A 26,507-nucleotide genomic window follows, 5' to 3' on the forward strand; every position below is an offset into this window, starting at 1 on the left:
AACGGGCGGCCCGAGGGCCGCCCGCATGCGCGCGAAGATGCGTCAGGCTCAGTGGCCCGATTGCGCATGCTCGCGGTCGATCACGTATTTCTTGTCGCAATAGGGGCATTCGACCCAGCCCGTGTCGTGCGGGATCGTCAGCCAGACGCGCGGATGGCCAAGCGCACCCTCGCCGCCGTCACAGGCGACCTTCCAGCTGGTCACGACTTGCGTCTCGGGGGCGTCGGGGGCGGTTGCGGTCATCTGCGGCTCCGTGGAATGCGGCGCGGTGGCGCGCCTTTGGCGGCATATTAGCGATTGCCGGGAACGGGGCAAGGGGCCCCGCGCCCGCCCCGCCCCTCAGTCGAGGTCGAGCATCCGGCCGAGCGAGCGGCCGCCAAGGATGTGCAGGTGGAAATGCGGCACTTCCTGCACGCCGTTCTCGCCCGCATTGGTGATCGCACGGAAGCCCTTGCCGCCGTCCTTCACCGCGATCCCGAGCATGTCGCAGACCTTGGCGCAGGCGCGGGTGAAGTCGATGATCTCGGCGTCCGAGGCCTCGGCGCAGAAATGGTCATAGGTGACATAGGGCCCTTTCGGGATCGCCAGCACATGCACCGGCGCCTTCGGCGCGATGTCGCGGAAGACGAGCGTGTGCTCGGTCTCCAGCACGGTGTTGTTCGGGATCTCGCCGCGCAGGATGCGGGCGAAGATGTTGTTCGTATCGTAGACGTAAGCCACGGGTCTCTCCTCAGTCGACGAACAGATAATGGGTCGCCGCGATGTCCTGCGCAACCTCGGGCTCGATGTTCAGGAAGCGCGCGAGCGGCGGCGCGTTCTCCTCGCTCGGCACGCTTTCGCGCATCCGCACGAACATCGGGAAGCGCGCGTCGCGCATCCGGTCGCTCTCGAATTTCAGATCGAAGCGGATCGTCGGCAAGAGCCGGTCGATCACGTCCTGTGGCGTGCTGTCGCCGGCCAAGCCGATGCGGCGGGCGTGGCCGATCAGGTACTCGTCGGTGAAGTCGCATTCGATCTCGAGGATGCGCACCGTCGCCTTGTCGGAGACGAAATCCTGCATCATGTCGAAATCTGCCGGGTCGACGCAGATGATCAGCTTGTCGGTGCGGAAATAGTCGAACAGCATCCGCACCAGCGCCCGCCGGTGCCGGTTGCGCTTTTCCACCGTGCGCTCGATGCCGCCGAGGTCGGGCAGCCCGCCCTCCTCGTGGAACAGGTATTCGACCGCGGGAATGCCGGTGCGCAGGCGGATCTGCTCGAGCAGCCGCTTCGCCACGTGCCATTTCTTGCACACCACCATCATCAGCGTGCGCTCGCGCCCGAGGCTCGATTCCGTCTCCCAGAAGCGGGGGGCAAAGCGGCGCCCGATGCGGCCGCGGCCGGTCAGGAACTTGTAGAGCGACCGCCCCTCGTTCGAGATCGGGAAGGTGACGCCGGTCTTCGTCCACAACTCGCCAAGCCGCTGCTTGAGCTCGAGCGCATCGGCGCTGATCTTGCGGGCAAACAGGAAGTCCTGCGCCAGCAGCAGATCGTAGTGATCGTTGTAGAAGGTCACCGGCATGCCGTAGTCGGTGAACATCAGGAAGGTGAGCGTCCGGGTGCGGATCTCCTTCTCGGGCACGACATGGCGCACGATGGTCTGGAAGAAGGTCTCGTCAGGGATCCAGGTGGTGCGGAAGAAACGCATCACGTCGGGTCGCTCGGTGCAGAAGGCGAGAACCGCCTCGACCGTGTGGCGGCGCAGGCACCACCATTGCGAGCCGATCATCATCTGGATGTCCTCGGGCACCGCGCGGGTCAGGCCAAGCGCCTTCTGCAGCTCGAAGCTGCGGTAGAACAGCCAGCTTTGCGTGCGTTCGTTGAAGAAGTGGCGATAGATCAGCCGCTCTTCCTTGATCCCGGTCTTGATCCAGTCCGAAGCGAAGAAGTCGAAGCTCTCGATATAGTCGACATCGGTCGCATCGAGGAAGGCATGGGCGAATTCGGCCGTCTTCGTCTGCATGCAGTCGCCCGAGAGCATGTAGAAATGCGTGGCCTCGGGAAAGGCCTCGACCGCGGCCTTCACCGCCTCGAGCGTGGCGGCGACAAGGCTCCACTCGCCCCAGCCGCATTTCAGCCGCTTCGCCGCGAAGGTGACGGACGGGTTGTCGGCCAGCGCCGTGCGGATCTTCTCGAAATCGGCGGGCTTGGCGCGAGCGTCGAAATGGATCGAAACGTAATCGCCGGTCGCTGTCAGCCGCTGCGCCTGCCCGATGATCCCGTCCGGGTCCTTGTGGGTCAGCAGAATGAAGGCGATTTTAGCCATAACAGAAACAGTTCTTTCGCCGATTACGCGCTATCTGCCTTGATACCGTCAAAGAACATTGAAAAGACAGAGGTTCTTTGATCTTTAGTGACTAAATATTTCGGCGATGACGTCAAGATGACGCCCGGCCGTTCAAGGAGGCAGATCGAATGGGTTTTCCAGGGACGTGGATGACGGAAAGCGAAAGCGTCGTCTACCGGGTGGTTCCGAAATGTGCCTGCTCGTCGATCGGGCAGATCATGTTCTACTCCGACCACGGCCGCTTCTTCGATGGCGACATCCATGATTCGACCTCCGGACTGCACAAGTGGTCGCAGGAGGAAAGCCAGAAGCTGATCGAGCGGAACGTGAAGGGGCACAAGAGCTATGCCTTCACCTGCGTGCGCAACCCCTATGCCCGGCTGCTCAGCTCGTTCTTCGACAAGATCGCCGGCATCCAGCGCAACGGCAAGCGCTATCGCGGCAATCTGGTGCCGCAGCTGATCCAGAAATACGGCATCGAGGTCGGCACGCCCGAGGACAATTTCGAATTCGACCAGATCAAGTCGTTCCGCCGCTTCCTGCTGTTCGCGCGCGACACCATCCGCTGGCGCCGGCCGATGGAGCCCGACATCCACTGGTCGGCGATGTCGGGGCATATCTCGACCTTCATCGTGAACGGCGGGCGCTACGACAACATCTTCTTCACCGAGAAGTTCAACGAAGGCATGCAGTCGGTGCTCGACCACATCACCACGCCGGTGCCGGTCGATCTGGCGAAAGTACCGAAGTTCAACGAATCGGAAGGCCACGGGCCGAAGCGCGCGCACAAGGTCAGCGAGTATTTCGACGACCTGTCGCGCCATCTGATCTGGGAGATCTACAAGAAGGACTTCCAGCTCTTCCGCTACGATTTCGACGACCCGGACAACAAGTATCCGCTGGGCGAGGTCGATCTCGAGGAAGTCCACGCCAAGCTCGGCGACTGAGCCGGCCCGGGCCGGCGCGGCCTCAGGGCTGCACCGACGGATCGGGCACGGCGGTGAACAGCACCTGCCCCCGCGGCAGGCGCATCGTCTCGCGCGTGGCAATCCAGCCGGTCTGCGCGGCAAAGCCGTGCACATCCGCCTCGAGCAGGTGATAGGGCGGACGGATATCGTGGGTGACGACGCCGTCGGGCTGACGGTGGGGGCGCGCCGCGATCACCGCATCGGGGGCGAGGAAGACGGTGAACAGGAACCGTTCGAGCCGCGAAAACCGCCGCAGCCCGGTCATCGCGCGCCGCAACATCGCCATCGGCAGATGCGGGAAGACGGCGAAGGCGATGGCGTGGGTGATGGTGTCGGGCACGCCCGGAAAGTCGAAGCGCGCATCCTCGATCAGCTGCGCCGGATCGAGCCTGGCGGGATCGGCCAGTTCCGCCGCATGCCCCGCCAGCAGGATCGCGCGCGAGGCATCCGTCGCCCAGTAATGGCCCGGCTCGAGATAGGGCACCGCCTTGCAGCCAAGCCGCAGCGAGCCCGCCCCGATGTCGAGAAGCGTATGCCCGGGCAAGAGCCCCGCCGCCCGCAGCGCGATCATCTGCGCCTCGCCGGTCTCGTCCCAGCGGCCGCCGACGATCTCGCGGTGGCGCCCGCGCGCCAACTCGCGCGCATAGAAGGCGTCGTCATAGGGCGAGGCGGCCATGCTCCCTGCCCCGCTCAGATCAGGCCCTTCGCCCGGAACAGCGCCTTGATGTCGCTTTCGGGGCGCGCGCCGTAATGGCTGATGACCTCGGCCGCGGCGATGCAGCCCATGGCGCCCGCCACCTTCAGGCTCTGCCCGGTGGCATAGCCATAGAGGAAGCCCGCCGCGAACTGGTCGCCCGCCCCGGTCGCATCGACCGGCACGACGCGATGCACCGGCACCTCGACCCGCTCCTCGCCGCGGATCAGCACCACATCGGCGCCCGAGCGGGTGCACACCACCAGGCTGCACTCCGCCGAGGCCAGCGCCAGCGCCGTCTCGAGATCGGTCTGGTAAAGCGACTCCCACTCGTGCTGGTTGCCGATGACGTAATCCATCTCCTCGGCCACCAGACGGCGGAAGCTCGCGCGGTGACGGTCGACGCAGAACGGGTCGGACAGCGCGATCCCCGCCTTGCCGCCGCCGCGGTGGCAGCCTTGCGCCGCCTTCAGGAACGCCGCCTTGCCATAGTCCTTGTCGAAGAGATAGCCCTCGAGGAACAGGATCTCGGTGTTCTCCACCACCTCGAGCGGCACGTCCTCGGTCGAGACCTCGGCCGAGATGCCGAGATAGGTGTTCATCGAGCGCTCGCCATCCGGGGTGACGAAGATCATCGAGCGCGAGGTCGGCAGCTCGGCCGCGGCGACCGGCGGGTTCGGAAAGCCCGTGCCCTCACCCTGCAGCGCCGCCTCGTAGAAGCGGCCAAGCGCATCGTCGCGCACCCGTCCGATGAAGGCGGTGTTCAAACCGAGGTTGCCAAGCCCGGCGATGGTGTTGCCGACCGAGCCGCCCGGCGCCTGCGTGCGCTCGCGCATCGCGGCATAGAGCACCTCGGCGCGCTCGCGCTCGATCAGCTGCATGATGCCCTTCTCGATGCCCATCAGCTCGAGGAAGCTGTCGTCGCATTGCGCGATGACGTCGACGATGGCGTTGCCGATGCCGACAACCTGATAGTTCTTCACGCGGTTTTCTCCTCGAAGGCGCACAGGTCGCGGATCAGGCAATCGGCGCAGCGCGGCTTGCGCGCGGTGCAGATATAGCGGCCATGCAGGATCAGCCAGTGATGTGCGTGTTGCTGGAATTCGACGGGCACGTTGTCCTCGATCGCGCGCTCGACGGCGTCGACATCCTTGCCCGGACAGATGCCGGTGCGGTTGCCGATGCGGAAGATATGGGTGTCGACCGCCTGCGCCGGATAGTGGAACCACATGTTCAGCACCACATTCGCGGTCTTGCGCCCGACCCCGGGCAGGCTCATCAGCGCGGCGCGCGAGGACGGCACCTCGCCGCCGAAACGCTCGACGAGGATCGCGCTGAGCTTCATCACGTTCTTCGCCTTCTGCCGGAACAGGCCGATGGTCTTGACGTGCTCGATCAGCCCCTCCTCGCCGAGGGCGAGCATCTTCTGAGGCGTGTCGGCGATCGGGAACAGGCTGCGGGTGGCCTTGTTCACGCCCACATCCGTCGCCTGTGCCGAGAGCGCCACGGCAACAAGCAGGGTGAAGGCGTTGGTGTGCTCGAGCTCCCCCTTCGGGTGGGGCTCGGCCGCCTGGAACCGGCGGAACACCTGCTGCATGGTCTGATAGTCGAACTGGCGTGCCATGCCCCCTTCTGCCCGCCCCGCCCCGCGCCGGCAAGGGGACTGTGTCCCGGCCCCGAATTTTCGCGCCAAAGGGGGGCCGTTAACCCGGTATTTCCTCTGTTGCGCGAAGATCGGCAGAGAATCAGAGCGCAACGCGGCAGGAGAAGAGGATGCAGGTTGGCTACCCGGTATCGGCGCTCAGCCTCGACGCGCAACGCGGGGTCTGGTCTTTGTCTCCCGATTTCGACCCCGGCACCATGATGTGGCATCTGGTGCAGGGCGAGGACGGGGCCGAGCTGCGCGACGCCCTCGGCCGGACCATCACCCGGGGCACGGCCGCGGCCGACCTGCCGCAGCTGCTGTGCTCGCTCGACGGGCGGGTGCTGCGGCTCGAGCGGATCGACATCGACGGGCTGCCCTGCCTGTTCGTCGCCTCCGAACCGCTGGTTCCGGGGGCAGATTATGCGGTGCTGCCGCAACCGACCACCGCCGGCCGCGCGGCCGGACCGGAAGAGATCGCCCGCCTGCCCGCCCTTGGCCCCGGCACGATGATCGCCACCGCCGACGGGCCGCAGCCGATCGACTGGCTGCGCCCGGGGGACATGATCCTGACCCGCGACAACGGGCTGAAGCCGCTCGTCTGGCTCGGCCATCACGTGATGCCGCTGCGCGCGCCCACGACCTCGCGCCCGCTGCGCATCGCCGCCGCGGCCTTCGGCCCGACCCACCCCGAGCACGAGACCATCGCCTCGCCCGGGCTTGGCATCCTGCTCGCCGGGGCCGAGCTGAAATTCTGGTTCACCGAGGGCGAGATGTTCGGCCGCCTGGCCGAGATCTGCACCGCACCCCATGCCGAGGGGCGGCAGTCGCTCTATACCCTGCTGTTCGAGGCACCCGAAATCGTTCTGGCGAACGGGATCTGGGTCGGGTCCGTGCAGTTCGACGCCGCCTATGCCGCGCTGCTGCCGGCCGAGCTGCGGGCCAACCTGCGCCCACACCTGACCGCCGCCCATGCGCAGCCGGCGCGGTCCTGGCTCGAACGCTGGGAGGTGGAGATGTTCTGCCGCGCCCGCAACGCCCGGCGGCGGGTGATCGCCGCCTGAGGCGCGAATGCGCAGCTTTCGGGTCGCGTCCGGACCGGCTGCCGGGCTAGGATCGGGCATTCCGCCCCGTCGCTGAGCGAGCCCGCCGATGCCCGACACCGTCCTCTCCCCCTCCCTGACCGACGCCGATGCCGAGGCGCAGCGGCAGGATTACCACTACCGCGTCATCTCGCGCGCGCTGCGCGAGATCGACGCCGCCCGAGCCGAGGCGGCGGCGGGCGGCCAGCGGCGCGAAGTGCCGTTGACCGATCTGGCCGCCCGGCTCGGCTTTTCGCCGGCGCATTTCCAGCGCGTCTTCTCGGCCTGGGTCGGGGTCTCGCCGAAGCGCTATCAGCAATATCTGTCGCTCGATCTCGCGCGCGAGCTGCTGGCCGAACGCCTGCCGCTCGAGGAGGTCGCCGCGGGCGCGGGCCTGTCCGGCCCGTCGCGGCTGCATGACCTGCTGCTTCGCTGGGAGGCGATGACGCCCGGCGAATTCGCCGCCGGCGCCGCCGGGCTGACGATCCGCTGGGGCCGCTTCCCCTCCCCCTTCGGCGAGGCGCTGGCCTTTGCCACCGAGCGGGGGCTGTGCGGCCTTGCCTTCACCGCCGAGACCGGCTTTGACGCGGCATTCGCCGACATGGCGGCGCGCTGGCCCGGCGCCACGCTGCGCGAGGAGGCCGAAGCCATCCGCCTCTGGGTCGAGGCGGCGCTTGGTGGCGAGGGTGAGGCGTCGCTCACCCTGATCGGCGCGCCCTTCCAGATCAAGGTGTGGGAGGCCCTTCTGGCCATCCCCTCGGGCGAGGTGACGACCTATTCCGCGATCGCCGCGCAGATCGGCTCTCCCGCGGCGGTGCGCGCTGTCGGCACCGCGGTCGGGCGCAACCCGATCAGCTACCTGATTCCCTGCCACCGCGCGCTGCGCAAGTCGGGCGGGCTCGGTGGCTATCACTGGGGCCTGCCGGTCAAGCGCGCGATGCTGGCGCGCGAGGCGGCACGGCGCGACGCAGGGCTTGCGCCCGCCCTTCCGCGCCTCGCCCAGAAGTGATGGGCGAAGAACCGCCACCCGCGCAGATCGGATGGAACAAAACCCGGGGGATCGCGTAGAACGACAGAGACGCCTCAAGGGCGCATTCCCACGCGAGAGCACGGACATGAAGAAGAACATCCCCTTCCTCGTCGCGGCCGCCGGCCTGATCGGCCTGACCGCCTGCACGGACACCTACGGCCCGGGCTATGACGCCTCGACCGACCCGAACGCCAACCGCAACTCCGGCGCGATCACCGGCGCCCTGATCGGCGGCGTCTTCGGCGCGACCCGCCGCGGCGACGACAAGCTGGCCAAGGCCGCGGCCGGCGCGATGGTCGGCGGGCTGATCGGCGGCGCGATCGGCAGCTCGCTCGACAAGCAGGCGCAGGAGCTGCGCCGCGATCTCGACACCAACGGCGTCTCGGTGGTCAACACCGGCAAGCAGCTGATCGTCACCATGCCGCAGGACGTGCTGTTCGCCACCGACAGCTCGGCCGTGCGCCCCGACCTGCAGCGCGATCTCTATACCCTCGCGGGCAGCCTGAACCGCTATCCGAACACCACGGTCGAGGTGGTGGGCCACACCGACAACACCGGCGACGCCGGCTACAACCAGCGCCTGTCGCAGCAGCGCGCCGATTCCGTCGCACAGGTCCTGATCGGCGCCGGCGTGCCGCGCTCGCGCCTCGTCGCCTATGGCCGCGGCGAGGATCAGCCGATCGCCTCGAACCTCACCGTCGAGGGCCGCGCACAGAACCGCCGGGTCGAGTTCATCATCCGGCCGAACAACTGATCAACGTCGCACGGCGACCCAAGGCCGGGGCCCTCCCCGGCCTTTTTGCTGCGATACCCATTGCCGGGCCCCGGATGTGGTCATACATCTTGACCAACGGGGGGAAGAAATGCCGTTCCAGAAGATCGAATCCGAAAAGCTCGCCTCGGCCGTCGTTCGCCAGATCGAAGGCCTGATCCTGCAGGGCATCCTGCGCCCGGGTGAACGTCTGCCGTCCGAGCGCGAGCTGTCCGAGCGCCTCGCGGTCTCGCGCCCCTCGCTGCGCGAGGCGGTGGCCGAGCTGCAGGAGGAGGGCCTTCTGACCACCCGCGCGGGCTCGGGCATCTTCGTCGCCGACGTGCTCGGCTCGGCCTTCTCGCCGGCGCTGATCCGGCTCTTTGCACGCGACGAGCAGGCGGTCTTCGACTATCTCTCGTTCCGGCGCGACCTCGAGGGGCTCGCGGCCGAACGCGCTGCTCGGCTCGCCTCGGACACTGACCTGCGGGTGATCGACACGCTCTTCCAGCGCATGGAAGCGGCGCATGCCAAGCGCAACCCGGCCGACGAGGCGGCGCTTGATGCGCAGTTCCACATGGCGATCATCGAGGCGGGGCACAATGTCATCACGCTGCACATGATGCGCGCGATGTTCGACCTGCTGCAGGAGGGCGTGTTCTACAACCGCCAGGTCATGTTCCGCAATCGCCCGACCCGCGACGCGCTGCTGGAACAGCACCGCGCGATCAATGCGGCCATTCAGGCGCGCGACGGGGCGGCGGCCCGCGCCGCCGTGGCCGATCACATGGAATTCGTCGAGAAGGCGCTGACCGAACAACGCAAGGCCGAGCGCCACGAGACCCTGGCCCAGATGCGGCTGCGCCACGAGGCCGAGAAGGCGGGCTGAGCCCCTGCCCCGGCTGCAGACATGAAAAAACCCGGCCTTACGGCCGGGTTTTCAATTTTCCCAAGGCAGGTCTCAGTTGAGACGCGCCTTCACCTCGGAGATCGCAGTGTCGATCAGCCCGGCCTTGCGGTCAGGCGTCATCTGGCCGGCAAGCACTTCGGCCGCGGCGGCGATCGCCACCTGAACGGCACGGTCCTTGACGTCCTTCAGCGCCGAAGCCTCGGCCGAAGCGATCTGCTCCTCCGCCGCCTTCAGACGCCGCGCGATCGAAGCCTGCAGCTCGGCCTTGGCCACGTCGGCCGCCGCCTGCGCGTCGCGCTTCGCGGCCACCACGATGCCCTCGGCCTGCGCCTGGACTTCACGCGCCTTGCGCTCGTAGGAGGCAAGGATCGACTGCGCTTCTTCACGCAGCGCACGGGCCTCGTCGAGTTCCGACTTGATCGTGTCCGCGCGCTTGTCGAGCAGGGAGCCGAGCAGCGCCGGAACCTTGAACTTGACGATGATCGCCACGAACAGAAGGAAGGCGATGAGCACCACGAAGTTCGGGTTGCGCAGCGAGAAGAACGGCCCTTCCTCGGAAGCGAGCGCCGGCGAGGCCGCGAGGATGAAGAGAAGCGTAAGTTTCTTCATAATCTCAGCCTTTCACGCGTGCGCCAACGGCCGTGGCCAGAGCCGCGGTGTCAGCCTGCCCGCCAAGAGCGACGACGATCTCGGCCGCGGCATCGCGCGCGACGGCTTCCACCGCCTCGAGCGCCCCGGCGCGGATCTCGTTGATCCGGGCTTCCGATTCCGTGGCGCGCTTGGCGATCTCGGTATCGGCCTTGGCGGTCGCCGCATCGAGGTCCTTCTGGATCTCGGCCTTGGTTTCCGCGATGATCTTCTGAGCCTGGGCCCGGGCATCCGCGAGCGCCTTTTCATAGGCGGCCTCGGCGTCCTTCGCCTTCAGCTTGTAGTCCTCGGCGGCGGCAATGTCGCCGGCGATGGTGCTCTGGCGATCGGCCAGCACCGCGGAGATCCGCGGCAGGGCAATGCGCGAAAGCATCCAGTAGATCACGACCAGCGCGACGCAGAGCCAGAAGATCTGGTTCGGGAAGGTCGAAAGATCAAGCTGCGGCATCGGCACGGCGGCCGCGGCACCATGCGCCACATCGGTCGCCATCTCGGCCACTTGCTGTTCAGTTTCCATGTCGTCCCCCTGGACCCTCAGATAACCGGATGGGCCCGCGTGCGGACCCATCCGACCGAAAGGATTGGATCAGGGATCAGACCGCGAACAGCAGCAGCAGGGCGACGAGGAACGCGAAGATGCCCAGAGCTTCGGCGAAGGCCATGCCGATGAACAGCGTGGCGGTCTGGCCGGCGGCGGCCGACGGGTTGCGCAGCGCGCCGTTCAGGAAGTTACCGGCGACGTTGCCAACACCCATGGCGGCGCCCGCCAGGCCGATGCAGGCCAGGCCCGCGCCGAGGTATTGACCGAATTCCGAGATGCTGCCTTCCATTGGGATGCTCCTTAGGGATTGAAAGGTTGAAAAGGGTCTCTCTGCGGTCCGGGCCTCAGTGGCCCGGATGCAGCGCGTCCTTCAGGTAGACGCAGGTGAGGATGGTGAAGACGTAGGCCTGCACGAGGGCCACGATCACTTCGAGCCCGTACATCGCGGTGACCGCGAGAACCGACAGCGGGGTGACCAGCACGCCGACTGCGGCCGACATCAGGATCACCGGCGCGAAGCCCGCGAAGACCTCGATCACGGCGTGGCCGGCCATCATGTTGCCCGCAAGTCGGATCGAGTGGCTGACCGGACGCACGAAGTAGGAGATCACCTCGATCACCGCGAGGATCGGGCGCAGCGCGAGCGGCGCCGAGCTGACCCAGAACAGGCCGAGGAAGTGGGTGCCGTTCTTGACGAAACCGACGACGGTCACGGTGACGAAGACCAGGATCGCCAGCACGCCGGTGACGGCGATATGGGCGGTCGGGGTGAAGGAAAGCGGGATCAGGCCGAGGAAGTTCGAGAAGACGATGAACAGGAACAGCGTGAAGATGTAGGGGAAGAACTTCAGCCCTTCCTTGCCGGTCACGTCCTCGACCATCTTGTGGATGAAGCCATAGACGAGTTCGGCGAGCGACTGCATCCGCGACGGGATGATCGCACGGCCACGGGTGCCGACGACGAGCAGCAGCGCCATGCAGATCAGGCCGATCGCCATCCACAGGGTGACGTTGGTCGGCGTGTACCAGTGGATCGCGCCATCACCAAACAGGGGATGGATCTTGAAAGGTTCCATCGGATGGAACGCCAGACCTTCGCTCGCTTCTTCCGCCACGTCTATTTTCCCTCTGCATCGGAGGCCGGGGCCGCCGCATGTGCCTTCTTGTTCATCTCTTCGGCGGAGCGGATCACGACCCGGATCCCCGCCACAAGACCAAGGAGCGTGAACACCAGCATCAGCCAAGGCTTCGTTCCCGCGAGCGCGTCGAGCCCAAATCCGATGCCGAAGCCGATCCCCAGCCCCGCAACCATCTCGATGACCATGCGCCACGCCATGTCGGCCTGACGGAACTTGTCATCCGCCGCGGGTTTCGGCGCCTTTTCCTTGCGCAACTCGGCCAAGCGACGTTCCAGCGCCACCAGGCGCTCGGGATCGTGCTCGTCCGAGGGACGGTCGGTCATAGGCTTCCCCCGCAACAACTCCGGGCCTTGATAGACTTCACCGCCCTGTGAGTCAACGCCGTTAGCGCCTGTCAGGACGCCCCGTAACCCCTTGTTCCGAAAGCATTTCCAGAATCAATTTCCACCCTGGCGCCGGCCCCGCCCGCCGCAGTGCGGAAATCGCATATTCAACCTTCCGGTTGACGTTTTTGCCCCCCCGCCGCATCACTGGCCCATGAGCACCCCGGCCACCGCCCCCCTCGACGCCGTCTTCGCCGCGCTGGCCGACCCCACGCGCCGCGCGATCCTGACCATGCTGCTCGAGGATGACATGGCGGTCACCGATGTCGCCGAGCCCTTCGAGATGTCGCTCGCCGCGATCTCGAAACACCTTGCGATCCTCGCCGAGGCCGGTCTGATCTCCCAGGAAAAGCGCGGGCGGGTGAAATGGTGCAAGCTCGAACCCGCGGCGATGGCCGGCGCGATCACCTGGATCCAGAGCTTCGGTCAGCTCGAGCCGATCGACCTCGACGCCTTCGAGCGCTTCCTCGAGACGGAATTGCGCGACGTGGAGGGCGCGGAGGGGGCGCTGCCCCCTCGGCCCTGACGGGCCTCACCCCCGGGATATTTGAGGCAATTGGAAGGGAGGGCCGCGGCGCCCAAAGCCCTTCCCCCCCTCTTCCCCCTCTTCCAATTGCCCCAAATATCCTCGGGGGGTGAACCGGCCGCAGGCCGGGAGGGGGGCAGACAGCCCCCCTGCCCCGCGCTCAGTCGAGCGCTGTGCCATGGCTGCGGTCATAGCCGTTCGGCGCGGACGGCTCCCAGCCGGCGGGCGCCTGCTGCGGCCGGTAGATCTCGATCTTCAGCGGGTGACAGGCCGCCGTGTCCGAGCTGTGCTCGGACGAACAGTCGCCGCCCGGGCAGGCCGACAGCGCGCCGCCGAGGTCGATCTCGGCGAAGAATTCGAGAAAATCGCCCGGGCGCACCGGCGAGGCCTTCATGAAATACAGCCCGGTGTCCCGGGTGAACCCGGTGCACATGAAGACGTTCAGCACGTCATGCACATGGAATTCGCAGGCGTGCTTCATCAGCCCCGTTTCCTCGGCGAGCGCGCGGGTCAGGTTCGAATGGCAGCAATGGTGGTAATTCTCACCTCCCGACAGCAGGTAATGCGTGTAGGGGTCGCAACGGGTGCCGATCACGTCATGCACCGAACCGCCATGCTCGTCGAACCCGTACCAGTCGAGCGTATCCTCGGTGATCGTCGCCATCGGCCGCAGATAGGGCAGCGAGGACCAGAGCTGATCGCCGGTCGACAGGTGGGTGCCGTGCAGGGCCCGGGTCTTGCCGGAATAGAAGCGTTCGGTCAGATCCTCGAGGTTCCACAGGTTCAGATCACCGACCTGCGGCCCCTCGATCGAGACGATGCGGAAGAAGTGCCCGGCCTGAACCTCGAAGAAGCGCGCCTCGCGCGGCGGCACGATCACCTCCTCGAGCAGATCCCAGCCGGGGCGCACGGCGCGATAGCCCGCCACGTCCGGGCGCGGCAGGGTTTCGACGGGGTAGCAGATCACCGGGGGGATCGCCTTCAGCGCGGCGGCATCGGCGGGGACGGCATGTTCGGGACGGGAGAGTTTCATCGCGGCTCCTTGGCTGGTGCGCCATCCTGCCATGGCCGCGGCAAAACAAAAGCCCCGGCGCAACGCCCGGGGCTTCGTTTCGACGTCGGTCGGTGCGCTCAGGCGGCCGAGTAATACCCGAACATCTGCTCGATCGGGGTTTCGACAGCGGCGATCGCCGCGGTGGCCGAGACCTCGTCTTCGGGGATGTAATAGGCATAGGCCTGTTCCAGAACCCGCAGCGCCTCTTCGGCCTGTTCGCGTTCGGACGCCTTCACGAATTTGACGACTTTCGACATGGAACTCTCCTGTGGTCGGATTGAGTTCCTCCCTGCCGGTCCATGTAGGGGATCGGGGCGCGTCTGGGAAGGGGCGCGGGCGCAAGGGTGCCATGCAAATGCTGCAGCGCAGCAAATTTGTCGCACCCTCAAAGGCAAGGGCCCCGGATCGCTCCGGGGCCCAGATCTTGTGGTGTCAGGCTCAGACCTGGCGGTTGACCATCATCTTCTTGATCTCGGCGATCGCCTTCGCCGGGTTCAGACCCTTCGGGCAGGTCTTGGTGCAGTTCATGATGGTATGGCAGCGGTAGAGCTTGAACGGGTCTTCGAGCGCATCGAGACGTTCGGCGGTCGCCTCGTCGCGGCTGTCGATGATCCAGCGATAGGCATGGAGCAGCGCCGCCGGGCCGAGGTAGCGGTCCGAGTTCCACCAGTAGCTCGGGCAGGAGGTCGAGCAGCTGGCGCACATGACGCATTCGTAGAGACCGTCGAGCTTGCGGCGGTCCTCGATCGACTGGCGCCATTCCTTCTCGGGCTCGTTCGTCTTGGTCTGCAGGAAGGGCATGATCGAGGCGTGCTGCGCATAGAAATGCGTCAGGTCCGGGATCAGGTCCTTCACCACCGGCATGTGCGGCAGCGGGTTGATCTTGACGGTGTCACCCTTGATCTCGTCGAGACCGTAGATGCAGGCGAGCGTGTTGATCCCGTCGATGTTCATCGCGCAGGAGCCGCAGATGCCTTCGCGGCAGGAGCGGCGGAAGGTCAGCGTCGGGTCGATCTCGTTCTTGATCTTGATCAGCGCGTCGAGGACCATCGGACCGCATTTGTCCATGTCCAGGAAGTAGCTGTCGACACGCGGGTTTTCCCCGGTGTCCGGATCCCAGCGATAGATCTGGAACTTGCGCACATTCTTGGCGCCTTCCGGCTTCGGCCAGGTCTTGCCGACGCGGATTTTCGAGTTCTTGGGAAGCGTGAACTGAACCATTTCTTATCCCTTCCAGTCGGTTCGGGCGTAAAGCGGCCGCGTCGGCATGCGGCCGGATTTCTGATAGACGCAGCGGTCGAAGCGTGCGGAGGGGTCGTAGTTGCCGCCAAGGCCGATGTTCACATCAACCTTGGTCCGGGTGCGGAAGCCACCCGAGGTGGCCCCCATCCCGATCTCGCCGGAGATCGGCCTTTCGGACTGCACCTGCGCGAGGCACTGCCGCTCGGCAACATCCACCGGCACCGGGGCGCAGGCGGCAAGGCAGAGCCCCGCCACCGCAAGCGTCCCATATGCCGAGGCACGCCCCATCAGTAGACGCGCGCTTTCGGCGCGATCTTCTTGAGGTCGATCCCGCCCTCGTCCTGCGGCGTCAGCGGATCGACGTGGACCGCGCGGAAGCTCAGGTCCACCGTCGAGCCGTTCACGCGCATGATCGAGTGCTTGCGCCAGTTCACGTCGTCGCGGTTCGGATAATCCTCGTGCGCATGCGCGCCGCGGCTTTCCTTGCGCGCCTCGGCGCCGACGATCGTCGCCAGAGCGTTCGGCATCAGGTTCGTCAGCTCGAGCGTTTCCATCAGGTCCGAGTTCCAGATCAGCGACCGGTCGGTGACGTGCAGGTCGTTCATCTTCTCGGCGACGGCGGTCATCTTGACCACGCCTTCGGCCAGCGACTTGTCGGTGCGGAACACCGCGGCGTCCGACTGCATGGTCTTCTGCATCTCGAGACGCAGCGCGGCCGTGGGCACCGAGCCCTTGGCATTGCGCAGCCCGTCGAAACGGTCGAAGGCCTTGTCGATCGCCGATTTCGCCGGCGTCGGGATCGCCTTCGCCCGGTCGATGACCTGGCCGGCGCGGATCGCGGCGGCGCGGCCAAAGACCACGAGGTCGATGAGCGAGTTCGAACCGAGACGGTTCGCCCCGTGCACCGAGGCACAGCCCGCCTCGCCCACGGCCATCAGGCCCGGAACGACGGCGTCCTGGTCTTCGGCGGTCGGGTTGATCACCTCGCCCCAGTAGTTCGTCGGGATGCCGCCCATGTTGTAGTGCACGGTCGGCAGCACCGGGATCGGCTCCTTGGTCACATCGACGCCGGCGAAGATCTTCGCCGATTCCGAGATCCCCGGCAGACGTTCGGCCAGCGCTTCCGGCGGCAGGTGCGAGAGGTTCAGGAAGATGTGATCCTTGTGCTCGCCCACGCCGCGGCCTTCGCGGATCTCGATCGTCATGCAGCGCGAGACGACGTCACGCGAGGCCAGATCCTTGTAATGGGGCGCATAGCGCTCCATGAAACGCTCGCCCTCGGAGTTGGTCAGATACCCGCCCTCGCCGCGCGCGCCTTCGGTGATCAGGCAGCCCGAGCCATAGATGCCGGTCGGGTGGAACTGCACGAATTCCATGTCCTGCAGCGCGAGGCCTGCGCGCGCCACCATGCCGCCACCGTCGCCGGTGCAGGTGTGGGCCGAGGTCGCCGAGAAATAGGCACGGCCATAGCCGCCCGTCGCCAGCACAACCATCTTGGCCGCGAAGACGTGGAAGGTGCCGTCGTCGAGCTTCCAGCACAGCACGCCTTCGCAGGTCTTGCCGTCTTCGCTCATCAGCAGGTCGAGCGCGAAATACTCGATGTAGAATTCCGCGTTGTTCTTCAGCGACTGGCCGTAGAGCGTGTGCAGGATCGCGTGACCGGTGCGGTCGGCCGCGGCGCAGGTGCGCTGCACCGGCGGGCCTTCACCGAATTCGGTGGTGTGGCCGCCGAACGGGCGCTGATAGATCTTGCCCTCTTCGGTGCGCGAGAACGGCACGCCGTAGTGTTCAAGTTCATAGACCGCGGCCGGGGCGGCGCGCACCATGTATTCCTGCGCGTCGGTGTCGCCGAGCCAGTCGGAGCCCTTCACGGTGTCGTAGAGGTGCCACTGCCAGTTGTCCGGGCCCATGTTCGAAAGCGAGGCGGCGATGCCGCCCTGCGCCGCCACGGTGTGCGAACGGGTCGGGAAGACCTTGGTCACGCAAGCGGTGCGCAGGCCCTGTTCGGCCATGCCCAGCGTCGCGCGCAGGCCCGCGCCGCCGGCACCGACCACCACGACGTCATAGTGATGCGTCTCGTAAGGATAAGCTGCCATTTGTGTCGTCCCGTATTCAGTTCATCGCGCCGAGCACGATGCCGAGGAAGGTCATCTTCGCCAGCGCGTAGAGCGCCACGGCGATCACCAGATAGGCCACCGAATAGGCGGCGATGACCAGAACCTTGCGCGTCGTGCCCGCGGTGTAATCCTCGAGCATCATCTGCGCGCCCTTGGCGAAGTGGCGCATGCCCACGACCACGAGCAGCGCGGTCACGATCGCCGGGAAGGGGCGCGAGAAGGTCGCGATCACGCCTTCCTGGCTCTGGCCGAGGGCACGGCCGAAGACGATCAGGAAGACAGGCACGAGGAAGGCCAGCGCGACGGCGGAAACCGTCATGTACCAGTGGTGCTCGGTGCCGGTATGGGCGGCCCCCTTGCCCACGGCGCGTTTGCGATCGGTCAGGTAACGCATGAATGCCTCCTCAGACCATGACGATGATGACGGTGATGATGGTGAGAACCACCGACCCGATGATGATGCCCCAGCCGAGCTTCTCGGCGGTCTCGATCTCGAGGCCCTTGCCGGCGTCGAAGTAGAGGTGACGCAGGCCGGCGAGATAGTGATACCACACCGCCCAGGCCGAGAGCGTGAACACCAGATCGCCGAACCAGGAGGTGACGATCGCGTTCACGAAGTCGAAATAGCCGGGGCTCGTGGTCGCCGCGAGCAGCCACCAGACCGCGAGAAGCGCGCTTGCGATGAGGGCGTTGCCGGTGATCCGGGTGAGGATCGACGACATCGAGGTCATCTGCGGGCGGTAATACGGGCCGATCATGAAGGGGGAAAGGGGCCGTTCAACCCGTTTCGTTTCAGCCATTTTGGGTCCCTCTGTCGCTGGGCCCCGTTGGCGCGCCGGTCGAGGGCGGCTGGCGCGGGCGGGGCTGGCCGGATTTGCGCCCCCTGAATAGCGCATATTTCGCCCAAGTCACGAGCCCTGAATCGCGAATTGGCGCTTTCGGGCCGGTAAACGCGCAAAAAAAGTGCTTCGTGATCACAAATTTTCGGCGCGTGATCACGTGATTGCGCTCACACGACTCACCGCGACGGGAACGGGTGAGACCCACCGTGGACGGCCGCAGGCCCGACAGGGCAAGACCTCGGGTGGCGCGCCCGCCAACGGAAACGGCGGCGCCGAAGCCCCGCCGTCGCGCCCGCGTCGCGGGCAGAATTCGAGTATCCTGGCCAAGGAAAAGTCCGGGGCCCAGTTCAGGCACCCGGGCTCTTTCCGGCGCGGGATCACATCGGCATCAGCGCCCAGTAGTCGAGATCGAGCAGCACCTCGGGCGCGTATTTGCCGTCTTCGCCCTTCAGCGCGAACTCGGCCGCGCCCTGCTTGACCGCGACCAGCCGCAGCCGGATCGCGCCGACGCCCGGGGCGTCGGTCTCGGCCTTGTCGAGCACCTCGGACCAGGCCTTGACGGTGTCGCCGGCAAAGCAGGGGTTCGCATGCGCGCCGCCGTTCAGCGCCACGATCATCTGCGCATTGGCAAGGCCGTTGAACGACAGCGCCCGCGCCATCGAGATCACATGGCCGCCATAGATCAGCCGCTTGCCGTCCTCGCGGAAGGTGGCGTCGAAATGCACCTTGGCGGTGTTCTGCCACAGCCGCGTGGCGATCATGTGCTCGGCCTCTTCGATCGTCACGCCGTCGACGTGGTCGATCTTCTCGCCGATCTCGTAATCGCCCCAGCGGTGCGGCTCGCCGGCCAGACCGAAGTCATAGTCGCTGAAATCGAGCCCCTCGGGCACCACCAGATCCTCGGCCGGCACCGCCTTTTGCAGCGCGGGCAGCACGGTTTCCGGCGCCGGCGCCGACAGGTCGCCCTTTCGCACCATCACCCAGCGGACATATTCGAGCACGACCTCGTCCATCTGGTTCAGCCCGCGGGTGCGGACATAGACGACGCCGGACTTGCCGTTCGAGTTCTCCTTGACGCCGATCACCTCGCTTTCCGAGCGCAGCGTGTCGCCCGGCCAGACCGGCTTCAGCCAGCGCCCCTCGGCATAGCCGAGGTTCGCGACGGCGTTCAGCGACACGTCGGGCACGGTCTTGCCGAAGACGACGTGGAAGGCGATCAGGTCGTCAAGCGGGCTGCCGTCGAGGCCGGAGGCGGCGGCGAACTCGTCCGAGGAATAAAGCGCGTGGCGCGCCGGATAGAGCGCGTGATAAAGCGCGCGCTCGCCCTCGGCCACGGTGCGCGGCACGGCGTGGCGGATCACCTGCCCCACCTTGTAATCCTCGAAGAAACGGCCCGGATTGGTCTTCGCCATCATTGCTCTCCCAGCTTGATGTCGGGGTGATAGTCCTTGCCCGGCACGTCCTTGGTGACGGCCTGCGCACAGCGCATCACGCCCTTCGCGGCGTCGAAGGCATAGGCGGGCGAGCCGTGCAGCTCCCAGCCTTTCGACAGCGCCAGCGAGACCTTGTGGCAGAAGGCCGAGGTGTCGTCCTCGGTCAGCAGACGATAGAGTTTCATCGCATCACCCGAATGTCGGATAGCCGGCCGCGTAATGCAGCCCGGCGATCGCCCCATAGACGATGACCGTGCCAAGCACCGCCATCGCTTCCTTGCGCGCCCCGCCGGTGGCGGCGGGCGGCACCCATTTCGTGCGGTTGGTCAGCACGATCTCGACCAGCGCCCAGAGCCCGAGCCCGCCAAAGAGCACGAAGCTCGGCGTGTCGCCATTCACCAGCAGATGCGCGACCGACCAGACCAGCATCCCGGTCAGCATCGGGTTCCGGTAGTGCCGTGCGACCCAGGTCTTCATCCCGGCCGCGGCGAAAAGATAGACCGCGACCAGCATCAGCAGGTTGTTGATGCCCGCCAGCGCCGGGGTGCGCACCCAGTAGGTGGTGCCGAACCACGAGCGGTAGCCGATCACCATCAGCACCACGCCGACGACGATCGCCGCGGTCACCGCCGGCCGCTCCGCCGCGCCGAGGGCGCGGGAGAACCCCGGGAAGATCCGTTTCGCCAGATGCGCAAAACTCCACAGCAGGAGACCGAGGATCAGAAGCGCCATGAGAGTGCCTTTCAGTTGCCCAGAGCGGCAATCGCCTCCGCCTTGGCGAGGATCTGCCGCGCCGTCACGATATGCAGGTTTTCGACGATCTTTCCATCCACGACCGCGACACCGAGCCCGGCTTTCTCGGCCTCGTCGAAAGCGGCGATCTGGCGCTGCGCCAGGTCGATCTCGGCCGCCGAGGGGGCGAAGGCCGCATTCGCGATCTCGAGCTGGGCGGGGTGGATCAGGGTCTTGCCGTCAAAGCCCATGTCGCGACCCTGGTCGCATTCGACTTTCAGCCCCTCCTCGTCCTTGAAGGCGTTGTAGACGCCGTCGACGATGATCTTGCCGAAGGCCTTGGCGGCCAGCAGGCAGGTGCCGAGCCCGGCCATCATCGGCAGACGGTCGGCGCGGAAGCGGCTCTGCAGCTCCTTCGCGAGGTCGTTGGTGCCCATCACCATGCCCTCGAGACGGGGGTGTGAGGCGATCTCGGCCGCGTTCAGCATGCCGAGCGCGGTCTCCATCATCGCCCAGAGCGGCACGCCCGGGATCAGGTCGGCCACCGCGTCGAGGTCGGACTTGCGCGACACCTTCGGGATCAGGATCGCGTCCACCTTCGCGCCCTCGCGGATCGCGGCGGCAAAGGCGCGCAGGTCGTCACGGCCCCACTCGGTATCGAGCCCGTTGACCCGCACGATGCGCGCCCGCGCACCGTAATCCGCCTCTTTCAGCGCCTTCGCCAGGATCGCGCGGGCGTTCACCTTCTCGTCGACGGCGACCGCATCCTCGAGGTCGAAGATGATCGCGTCGCAGGCGAGGCGCGTGGCCTTTTCGAGCGCGCGCTCCTTCGAGCCGGGGATATAGAGCACCGAGCGATAGGGACGGGACGTGCCGTGAGCGGTCATGATTCTCTCCTCGCAACAATCTTTCGCCAAAGACCACACATCCGACACTTTCAGCAAGAGAAGAATTGCCGCAACGCAGAACCATTCGGCGAGCGCGCATCGGGCGACTCGCCCCCTGCCCTGCCGGTGACCGCGCGCAGCGCGCCCGTCCGCGCCCCGGACAGCGGGAAATTTTCTGCATACAACGGCATGCCGAACCGGTTCGGGCCGCGCCGGGCCCTTGCCAGACGGGACGCGAAGGGCTAACCCTGCCGCGTCAGTTTCAAATCATCCATCCTGACCTTTGGAGGAATCCCATGGCCCGACCCAAGATCGCCCTCATCGGCGCCGGCCAGATCGGCGGCACGCTCGCCCATCTCGCCGCGATCAAAGAACTCGGTGACGTCGTCCTGTTCGACATCGCCGAAGGCACGCCCCAGGGCAAGGCGCTCGACATCGCCGAATCCGGCCCCTCCGAAGGCTTCGACGCCACGCTGAAGGGCACCAACGACTACGCCGACATCGCCGGCGCCGACGTCTGCATCGTGACCGCCGGCGTGCCGCGCAAGCCCGGCATGTCGCGTGACGACCTGCTCGGCATCAACCTCAAGGTGATGAAGTCGGTCGGCGAAGGCATCGGCAAATACGCTCCGAACGCGTTCGTGATCTGCATCACCAACCCGCTCGACGCGATGGTCTGGGCGCTGCAGCAGTTCTCGGGCCTGCCGGCGGAGAAGGTCGTCGGCATGGCCGGCGTGCTCGACTCGGCGCGCTTCCGTCACTTCCTCTCGGTCGAGTTCAACGTCTCGATGAAGGACGTCACCGCCTTCGTTCTGGGCGGCCACGGCGACACCATGGTGCCGCTCGCCCGCTACTCGACCGTTGCCGGCATCCCGCTGCCGGACCTGATCGAGATGGGCTGGACCACCCAGGAAAAGCTCGACGCGATCATCCAGCGCACCCGTGACGGCGGCGCCGAGATCGTCGGCCTGCTGAAGACCGGCTCGGCCTTCTACGCGCCGGCCACCTCGGCGATCGAGATGGCGGAAGCCTATCTCAAGGACCAGAAGCGCCTGCTGCCCTGCGCCGCCTACGTCAAGGGCGCCTTCGGCCTCGACGGCATGTATGTCGGCGTGCCGACGATCATCGGTGCCGGCGGCATCGAGAAGGTCGTCGACATCAAGCTGAACAAGGACGAGCAGGTGATGTTCGACAAGTCGGTCGACGCCGTGAAGGGCCTCGTCGCGGCCTGCAAGGGCATCGACCCGACCCTCGCCTGATCCGGCAAGGATTGTCTCTCGGGAAAGGCGCGGCTTCGGCCGCGCCTTTTTCGTTGCGCTCAGGCGGCGACGAGAGGCGTGGGGTCGAAGCCGAAGCTTTGCGCCGCCCGCGCGAACAGCACCGCCTCATGCGCCAGCAGCGCCCGGTCGAAGCCCGCGGGGCTCAGGTCGACCGCGCCGACCACCCGCGCCGTCCGCGCCGCGATCTGCGGATCGAAGCGGGCGAGCACCCCCTCGCGCTCGAGCGCCCGGGCCTGCCCGGCAGAGATCACCTTCGCCGCCAGCCATTGCGCATGCAGAGCGCGCGCGTTGTGCGCCGCTCCCGCCATCGCCTCGAACTGCAACTGCCGCTGCGGCGCGTGCGAGGGCGGGTTCTTCGCCATCGCGTTCAGCGCGCGGCGCATCATCTTCAGCGCGTAATGCAGCTCGGTCAGCCCGTCGTAATGCAGCAGCGCGAGCTTGGCCGTGCCGTCATAGGGCACATCGCGCCCGCCGCCGTTCCACTCGCGCATCGGCCGGTGCACGCCGACGAACAGCTCCCGCCCCGAGCGCACCGCACATTTGCCGAGGTTGTGCCCGCACAGCCCCTTGTTCAAGAGCGCCAGCGCCGCGTCGTCATAGATCGTCCCGCCGCGCGCCTCGAACCCCCACCAAGGCAGGCGATAGACGCCGGTGAAGATGTCGGCCGCCGGCAGATCGTCGAGGTGGGTGCGCTCGGCCACGCCGATCTTCACCCAGCTCGCGCCCGGACGGACGGCACTCAGCACCTCGGCGACGCTTTCGCCCGTCGTGGGCAGGACGAATTCGTCGGCGTCGCAATGCACCAGCCAGTCAAGCTTTGTCTCGGCCAGCATCCGGCTGGCGTGATACTTCTGCCGGCCAAGATGCTTGACCGGGCGAAACCCGTTCGAGAAGGCCCAGCCGTCCTCGCCCGCGTCATGCAGCACCGCGCCCGGCACCCCCGCCAGCAGGTCGCGCGCCTCGGGGTTCGGGCGGTCGAGGCAGATGTGCACCTCGTCGGCGCCAAGATCGAGATGATGCGCCACGAAGGCCGCAATCAGGGCCGCTGGCTCGTCCGCCAGTGCCACCACGCCCCATCTGTCCATGCCCCGCCCGCTCCCTGTTCTGCCGCCCGAAGCTTTTCCGATTCCTTCGCCCCGGACAAGCCTCATGCTGCTCCGCAGCATTTGTGATCACGCATTTGAGGGGTGTGATCACAAAGCGCGCTTTTCTGCCGATCCGGGCAGTCGTCACGCATTTATCGGTTTGTTACACGCCCCGAATGTGCCAAACCACCATGCAAATCGCACCAGCATGGGAACTCTGCCATGAACATTCATGAATATCAGGCGAAGCAGCTCCTCAAGAGCTACGGCTGCCCGGTCTCCGAGGGCCGTCCGGTCCTGAAGGCCGACGAAGCCAAGACCGCCGCCTCCGAGCTCGACGGCCCGCTCTGGGTGGTCAAGGCCCAGATCCATGCCGGCGGCCGCGGCAAGGGCAAGTTCAAGGAGCCGGAAGCCGGCGAAAAGGGCGGCGTCCGCCTCGCGAAGTCGGTGGAGGAGGCTGCCGAACTCGCCAAGCAGATGCTCGGCCGCACCCTGGTCACGCACCAGACCGGCCCGGCCGGCAAGCAGGTGAACCGGATCTACATCGAGGACGGTTCGGACATCTCGCGCGAACTCTACCTCGCGCTGCTGGTTGACCGCCAGACCTCGCGCGTCTCCTTCGTCGTCTCGACCGAAGGCGGCATGGACATCGAGGAAGTGGCCGCCCACACCCCCGAGAAGATCATGTCCTTCTCGGTCGACCCGGCGACGGGGCTGAGCGACTTCCACGGCCGCCGCGTGGCCTTCGCCCTCGGGCTCGAAGGCGCGCAGGTCAAGCAGTGCGTCGCGCTGGTCAAGAACCTCTACCGTGCCTTCATCGAGAAGGACATGGAGATGCTCGAAATCAACCCGCTGATCGTGATGACCGACGGCAATCTCAAGCTGCTCGACGCCAAGCTCGGCTTCGACAACAACGCGCTCTACCGTCACTCCGACATCATGGCGCTGCGCGACGAGACCGAAGAGGACCCGAAGGAACTCGAAGCCTCGAAATATGACCTGAACTACATCGCGCTCGACGGCGAGATCGGCTGCATGGTGAACGGCGCGGGCCTGGCCATGGCGACGATGGACATCATCAAGCTCTACGGCGCGGAGCCGGCGAACTTCCTCGACGTGGGCGGCGGCGCGACCAAGGAAAAGGTCACCGAGGCGTTCAAGATCATCACCTCGGACCCGAACGTGAAGGGCATCCTGGTCAACATCTTCGGCGGCATCATGCGCTGCGACATCATCGCCGAGGGCGTCATCGCCGCGGTGAAGGAAGTCGGCCTCAAGGTTCCGCTGGTGGTGCGTCTCGAAGGCACCAACGTCGAACTGGGCAAGGAGATCATCTCGAAATCCGGCCTGAACGTGATCGCGGCGGACAACCTCGCCGACGGCGCCCAGAAAATCGTGAAAGCTGTGAAGGGCTAAGAACATGGCAGTCCTCGTCAACAAAGAAACCAAAGTCATCTGCCAGGGCATCACCGGCTCGCAGGGCACCTTCCACACCGAGCAGGCGATCGCCTACGGCACCAAGATGGTCGGCGGCGTGACCCCCGGCAAGGGCGGCTCCGAGCACCTCGGCCTGCCGGTGTTCAACTCGGTCCACGAGGCCGTGGCCAAGACCGGCGCCAACGCGACCGCGATCTACGTGCCGCCGCCCTTCGCCGCCGACTCGATCCTCGAGGCGATCGACGCCGAGATCGAGCTGATCGTCTGCATCACCGAGGGCATCCCGGTGCTCGACATGATGAAGGTGAAGCGCGCGCTGATCGACAGCAAGTCGCGCCTGATCGGGCCGAACTGCCCGGGCGTCATGACCCCCGACGAATGCAAGATCGGCATCATGCCCGGCTCGATCTTCAAGCGCGGTTCGGTCGGCGTCGTGTCGCGTTCGGGCACCCTGACCTATGAAGCCGTGAAGCAGACCACCGACATCGGTCTGGGCCAGTCCTCGGCCGTGGGCATCGGCGGCGACCCGATCAAGGGCACCGAGCACATCGACGTGCTCGACATGTTCCTCGACGATCCGGAAACCACCTCGATCATCATGATCGGCGAAATCGGTGGCTCGGCCGAAGAGGAAGCCGCGGAATTCCTGAAGGAGCAGAAGAAGAAGGGCCGCTGGAAGCCGACCGCCGGTTTCATCGCGGGCCGCACCGCTCCTCCCGGCCGCCGCATGGGCCACGCGGGCGCCATCGTCTCGGGCGGCAAGGGCGATGCCGGTTCGAAGATCGAAGCGATGCGCTCGGCCGGTATCGTGGTGGCCGAAAGCCCCGCCCATCTCGGCGAAGCCGTGATGAAGGCGATCAAGGGCGAATGAGTTCCGGGAGGCCGCGGGAGACCGCGGCCTCCATTCCCACTCCGCAGTGCCGAGCGGGCCCGGCAGGCCCGTTTCGCCCTTCTGAGTGTCCCCAAAGGTCGGACGCGGCCTGAATTCGGAGGTTGAGATGAGAAAAGTGACGTCTGGTGCCCTGGCCTCGGCCATTGCCCTCATGATGCTGGCAGCCTGCAGCGGCGGCCCCGGCAAGGACCCGATCCCGCTTTCGGCATCCGGCCCGATCACCACCTATCCGATCATCGGCACGTCCAAGGTCCCGCAGGGAACCACGCCGACCGGCTCGACCGGTTACGCGGTGGCCAATTCCGCCCGTTCCAACGGCTCCATCGTCGCCGGCACCGCCGCGACCTGCGGGGCCGCGAATGCAGGCGGTGAGTACGAGCTTGCCTGTGCCCAGGCAGCCGGTCAACCGGGCGCTGCCTCCCCCTACAAGTGACGCAGCGTTCCGCAGGAGAGTGAAGACAATGAAACGTGGACTTCCGGCTGTCTCGGCCGCGCTGGCGGCGCTGATGCTCGCGGGCTGCATGACTGCAGCCCCCGGCAGCGGCACCGAGACGGCCGCGCTGGCACCGCCGGTGCCGAAGGACGAGCGCTCGCACGGCACCTTCGAGCAGATGACCGGCATCAATGGCGATGCCGTCTCGGCGATCTCGGGCGATACCAAGCGCGCCTATATCTATTTCGATTTCTTCGCCGCCGACAAAACCGCGGTGAAAGCCGCGCCGGCGAAGCTCTGTGCCCATTACGGCAAGGGCCTGAAATCGTCCTTCGTCACCGAGCCGGGCGACCGCGAACCCGGCATCAAAGTTTTCGTGGTGGACTGCGCAGGCTGATCCGCCACCCCCGCCCCTCACCGGCCCCTCAGCCGTTTC

34 protein-coding genes are annotated in these 26,507 nt (G+C 66.4%); 11 read left to right on the top strand and 23 right to left on the bottom strand.

The annotated features are described in order from the left end of the window. Positions 1-48: 48 nt before the first annotated feature. From AC0QTQ_RS15780 to AC0QTQ_RS15790, 3 genes are all read right to left on the bottom strand, one after another. The gene (locus tag AC0QTQ_RS15780; protein ID WP_113899559.1) at positions 49-243 is read right to left on the bottom strand and encodes a zinc-finger domain-containing protein; all 195 of its coding nucleotides are present in this window, start codon (positions 241-243) and stop codon (positions 49-51) included. A gap of 96 nt (positions 244-339) precedes the next feature. Then, entirely contained in the window at positions 340-720 is a 381-nt protein-coding gene (locus AC0QTQ_RS15785; RefSeq protein ID WP_480257351.1) for an HIT domain-containing protein, read from the bottom strand. 10 nt (positions 721-730) lie between these two features. Further along, complete coding sequence (locus AC0QTQ_RS15790; protein WP_480257352.1) at positions 731-2,305, bottom strand: DUF5928 domain-containing protein; 1,575 nt, start codon at positions 2,303-2,305, stop codon at positions 731-733. A gap of 149 nt (positions 2,306-2,454) precedes the next feature. On the opposite strand from AC0QTQ_RS15790, the gene AC0QTQ_RS15795 reads away from it, so the two are divergent. Then, complete coding sequence (locus AC0QTQ_RS15795) at positions 2,455-3,273, top strand: sulfotransferase family protein (protein ID WP_121533820.1); 819 nt, start codon at positions 2,455-2,457, stop codon at positions 3,271-3,273. Positions 3,274-3,295: 22 nt separating this feature from the next. Here AC0QTQ_RS15795 and AC0QTQ_RS15800 read toward each other — a convergent pair whose 3' ends face one another. Genes AC0QTQ_RS15800 through nth form a run of 3 tightly spaced genes read right to left on the bottom strand, consistent with a single transcriptional unit; the run spans position 3,296 to position 5,612 of the window. Then, entirely contained in the window at positions 3,296-3,970 is a 675-nt protein-coding gene (locus AC0QTQ_RS15800) for a class I SAM-dependent methyltransferase (protein WP_480257353.1), read from the bottom strand. A 14-nt stretch (positions 3,971-3,984) separates the two neighbouring features. Further along, on the bottom strand, positions 3,985-4,971 hold the full coding sequence (locus AC0QTQ_RS15805) for an adenosine kinase (protein WP_480257354.1): 987 nt from the start codon (positions 4,969-4,971) through the stop codon (positions 3,985-3,987). After that, entirely contained in the window at positions 4,968-5,612 is a 645-nt protein-coding gene (gene nth, locus AC0QTQ_RS15810) for an endonuclease III (protein ID WP_121533823.1), read from the bottom strand. Before nth ends, AC0QTQ_RS15805 begins: the two co-directional genes overlap by 4 nt. 149 nt (positions 5,613-5,761) lie before the next feature. On the opposite strand from nth, the gene AC0QTQ_RS15815 reads away from it, so the two are divergent. The 4 genes from AC0QTQ_RS15815 to AC0QTQ_RS15830 all read left to right on the top strand — a co-directional run bounded on the left by AC0QTQ_RS15815 (position 5,762) and on the right by AC0QTQ_RS15830 (position 9,379). After that, positions 5,762-6,694, top strand: coding sequence for a Hint domain-containing protein (locus tag AC0QTQ_RS15815; protein ID WP_480257355.1), 933 nt, complete (start codon positions 5,762-5,764; stop codon positions 6,692-6,694). A gap of 115 nt (positions 6,695-6,809) precedes the next feature. After that, positions 6,810-7,721, top strand: a complete 912-nt coding sequence (locus AC0QTQ_RS15820) for a methylated-DNA--[protein]-cysteine S-methyltransferase (protein ID WP_480259241.1) — start codon at positions 6,810-6,812, stop codon at positions 7,719-7,721. A gap of 106 nt (positions 7,722-7,827) precedes the next feature. Beyond that, a complete protein-coding gene (locus AC0QTQ_RS15825) occupies positions 7,828-8,496 on the top strand; it encodes a YiaD family glycine zipper/OmpA-like lipoprotein (protein WP_480257356.1) in 669 nt (222 codons plus the stop codon). 109 nt (positions 8,497-8,605) lie between these two features. Continuing rightward, on the top strand, positions 8,606-9,379 hold the full coding sequence (locus AC0QTQ_RS15830; protein ID WP_121533827.1) for a FadR/GntR family transcriptional regulator: 774 nt from the start codon (positions 8,606-8,608) through the stop codon (positions 9,377-9,379). A 72-nt stretch (positions 9,380-9,451) separates the two neighbouring features. Here the strand turns inward: AC0QTQ_RS15830 and AC0QTQ_RS15835 are convergent, their stop codons facing one another. The 5 genes from AC0QTQ_RS15835 to AC0QTQ_RS15855 all read right to left on the bottom strand — a co-directional run bounded on the left by AC0QTQ_RS15835 (position 9,452) and on the right by AC0QTQ_RS15855 (position 12,051). Then, a complete protein-coding gene (locus AC0QTQ_RS15835) occupies positions 9,452-10,009 on the bottom strand; it encodes a F0F1 ATP synthase subunit B (RefSeq protein WP_480257357.1) in 558 nt (185 codons plus the stop codon). Positions 10,010-10,013: 4 nt separating this feature from the next. Further along, entirely contained in the window at positions 10,014-10,565 is a 552-nt protein-coding gene (locus tag AC0QTQ_RS15840) for a F0F1 ATP synthase subunit B' (RefSeq protein WP_480257358.1), read from the bottom strand. 76 nt (positions 10,566-10,641) lie between these two features. Beyond that, on the bottom strand, positions 10,642-10,878 hold the full coding sequence (locus tag AC0QTQ_RS15845; protein WP_113899546.1) for a F0F1 ATP synthase subunit C: 237 nt from the start codon (positions 10,876-10,878) through the stop codon (positions 10,642-10,644). A gap of 55 nt (positions 10,879-10,933) precedes the next feature. Beyond that, positions 10,934-11,704, bottom strand: coding sequence for a F0F1 ATP synthase subunit A (locus AC0QTQ_RS15850; RefSeq protein ID WP_480257359.1), 771 nt, complete (start codon positions 11,702-11,704; stop codon positions 10,934-10,936). Between the two features lie 2 nt (positions 11,705-11,706). Further along, complete coding sequence (locus AC0QTQ_RS15855; RefSeq protein WP_480257360.1) at positions 11,707-12,051, bottom strand: AtpZ/AtpI family protein; 345 nt, start codon at positions 12,049-12,051, stop codon at positions 11,707-11,709. Between the two features lie 214 nt (positions 12,052-12,265). Between AC0QTQ_RS15855 and AC0QTQ_RS15860 the strand changes: the two genes are divergently transcribed. Continuing rightward, a complete protein-coding gene (locus AC0QTQ_RS15860; protein WP_480257361.1) occupies positions 12,266-12,637 on the top strand; it encodes an ArsR/SmtB family transcription factor in 372 nt (123 codons plus the stop codon). A gap of 160 nt (positions 12,638-12,797) precedes the next feature. Here the strand turns inward: AC0QTQ_RS15860 and AC0QTQ_RS15865 are convergent, their stop codons facing one another. The 11 genes from AC0QTQ_RS15865 to AC0QTQ_RS15915 form a co-directional block, all read right to left on the bottom strand. Beyond that, positions 12,798-13,670 carry an urea carboxylase-associated family protein gene (locus AC0QTQ_RS15865; protein ID WP_480257362.1) on the bottom strand — a complete coding sequence of 291 codons (873 nt, stop codon included), beginning with the start codon at positions 13,668-13,670 and terminating at the stop codon, positions 12,798-12,800. Positions 13,671-13,768: 98 nt separating this feature from the next. Next, positions 13,769-13,948: a hypothetical protein gene (locus AC0QTQ_RS15870; protein ID WP_121533833.1), complete on the bottom strand. Its 180-nt coding sequence runs from the start codon at positions 13,946-13,948 to the stop codon at positions 13,769-13,771. Positions 13,949-14,129: 181 nt separating this feature from the next. Beyond that, positions 14,130-14,912 (bottom strand): succinate dehydrogenase iron-sulfur subunit, encoded by a 783-nt coding sequence (locus AC0QTQ_RS15875; RefSeq protein ID WP_121533834.1) that lies wholly within the window; start codon positions 14,910-14,912, stop codon positions 14,130-14,132. Between the two features lie 3 nt (positions 14,913-14,915). After that, positions 14,916-15,188: a hypothetical protein gene (locus tag AC0QTQ_RS15880; RefSeq protein ID WP_480257363.1), complete on the bottom strand. Its 273-nt coding sequence runs from the start codon at positions 15,186-15,188 to the stop codon at positions 14,916-14,918. A 32-nt stretch (positions 15,189-15,220) separates the two neighbouring features. After that, a complete protein-coding gene (sdhA, locus tag AC0QTQ_RS15885; protein WP_480257364.1) occupies positions 15,221-17,029 on the bottom strand; it encodes a succinate dehydrogenase flavoprotein subunit in 1,809 nt (602 codons plus the stop codon). Between the two features lie 16 nt (positions 17,030-17,045). Next, positions 17,046-17,444 (bottom strand): succinate dehydrogenase, hydrophobic membrane anchor protein, encoded by a 399-nt coding sequence (sdhD, locus tag AC0QTQ_RS15890; RefSeq protein WP_480257365.1) that lies wholly within the window; start codon positions 17,442-17,444, stop codon positions 17,046-17,048. A 10-nt stretch (positions 17,445-17,454) separates the two neighbouring features. Next, entirely contained in the window at positions 17,455-17,850 is a 396-nt protein-coding gene (gene sdhC / locus AC0QTQ_RS15895) for a succinate dehydrogenase, cytochrome b556 subunit (protein ID WP_121533838.1), read from the bottom strand. A gap of 419 nt (positions 17,851-18,269) precedes the next feature. After that, positions 18,270-19,304, bottom strand: a complete 1,035-nt coding sequence (locus AC0QTQ_RS15900; RefSeq protein WP_480257366.1) for a MaoC family dehydratase — start codon at positions 19,302-19,304, stop codon at positions 18,270-18,272. Continuing rightward, positions 19,304-19,510 (bottom strand): DUF1737 domain-containing protein, encoded by a 207-nt coding sequence (locus AC0QTQ_RS15905; protein ID WP_480257367.1) that lies wholly within the window; start codon positions 19,508-19,510, stop codon positions 19,304-19,306. The genes AC0QTQ_RS15900 and AC0QTQ_RS15905 overlap by 1 nt, the downstream gene beginning before the upstream one ends. Before the next feature lie 4 nt (positions 19,511-19,514). After that, complete coding sequence (locus tag AC0QTQ_RS15910; protein ID WP_480257368.1) at positions 19,515-20,057, bottom strand: NnrU family protein; 543 nt, start codon at positions 20,055-20,057, stop codon at positions 19,515-19,517. 11 nt (positions 20,058-20,068) lie between these two features. Continuing rightward, on the bottom strand, positions 20,069-20,944 hold the full coding sequence (locus tag AC0QTQ_RS15915; protein ID WP_480257369.1) for an HpcH/HpaI aldolase/citrate lyase family protein: 876 nt from the start codon (positions 20,942-20,944) through the stop codon (positions 20,069-20,071). Positions 20,945-21,240: 296 nt separating this feature from the next. On the opposite strand from AC0QTQ_RS15915, the gene mdh reads away from it, so the two are divergent. Next, on the top strand, positions 21,241-22,203 hold the full coding sequence (gene mdh / locus AC0QTQ_RS15920) for a malate dehydrogenase (protein WP_121533842.1): 963 nt from the start codon (positions 21,241-21,243) through the stop codon (positions 22,201-22,203). Between the two features lie 59 nt (positions 22,204-22,262). On the opposite strand, the gene AC0QTQ_RS15925 is transcribed toward mdh, so the two are convergent. Then, on the bottom strand, positions 22,263-23,309 hold the full coding sequence (locus tag AC0QTQ_RS15925; RefSeq protein WP_480257370.1) for a glycosyltransferase family 2 protein: 1,047 nt from the start codon (positions 23,307-23,309) through the stop codon (positions 22,263-22,265). Between the two features lie 222 nt (positions 23,310-23,531). Here AC0QTQ_RS15925 and sucC point away from each other — a divergent pair, with 222 nt between their 5' ends. The 4 genes from sucC to AC0QTQ_RS15945 all read left to right on the top strand — a co-directional run bounded on the left by sucC (position 23,532) and on the right by AC0QTQ_RS15945 (position 26,468). Beyond that, entirely contained in the window at positions 23,532-24,725 is a 1,194-nt protein-coding gene (sucC, locus tag AC0QTQ_RS15930) for an ADP-forming succinate--CoA ligase subunit beta (protein WP_121533844.1), read from the top strand. Positions 24,726-24,729: 4 nt separating this feature from the next. After that, complete coding sequence (gene sucD, locus AC0QTQ_RS15935; protein WP_121533845.1) at positions 24,730-25,617, top strand: succinate--CoA ligase subunit alpha; 888 nt, start codon at positions 24,730-24,732, stop codon at positions 25,615-25,617. A gap of 127 nt (positions 25,618-25,744) precedes the next feature. Next, positions 25,745-26,071, top strand: coding sequence for a hypothetical protein (locus AC0QTQ_RS15940; protein WP_480257371.1), 327 nt, complete (start codon positions 25,745-25,747; stop codon positions 26,069-26,071). 28 nt (positions 26,072-26,099) lie between these two features. Next, positions 26,100-26,468: a hypothetical protein gene (locus tag AC0QTQ_RS15945; protein ID WP_480257372.1), complete on the top strand. Its 369-nt coding sequence runs from the start codon at positions 26,100-26,102 to the stop codon at positions 26,466-26,468. Positions 26,469-26,507 lie beyond the last annotated feature (39 nt).

Source organism: Paenirhodobacter sp. YD-8 (assembly GCF_056590935.1).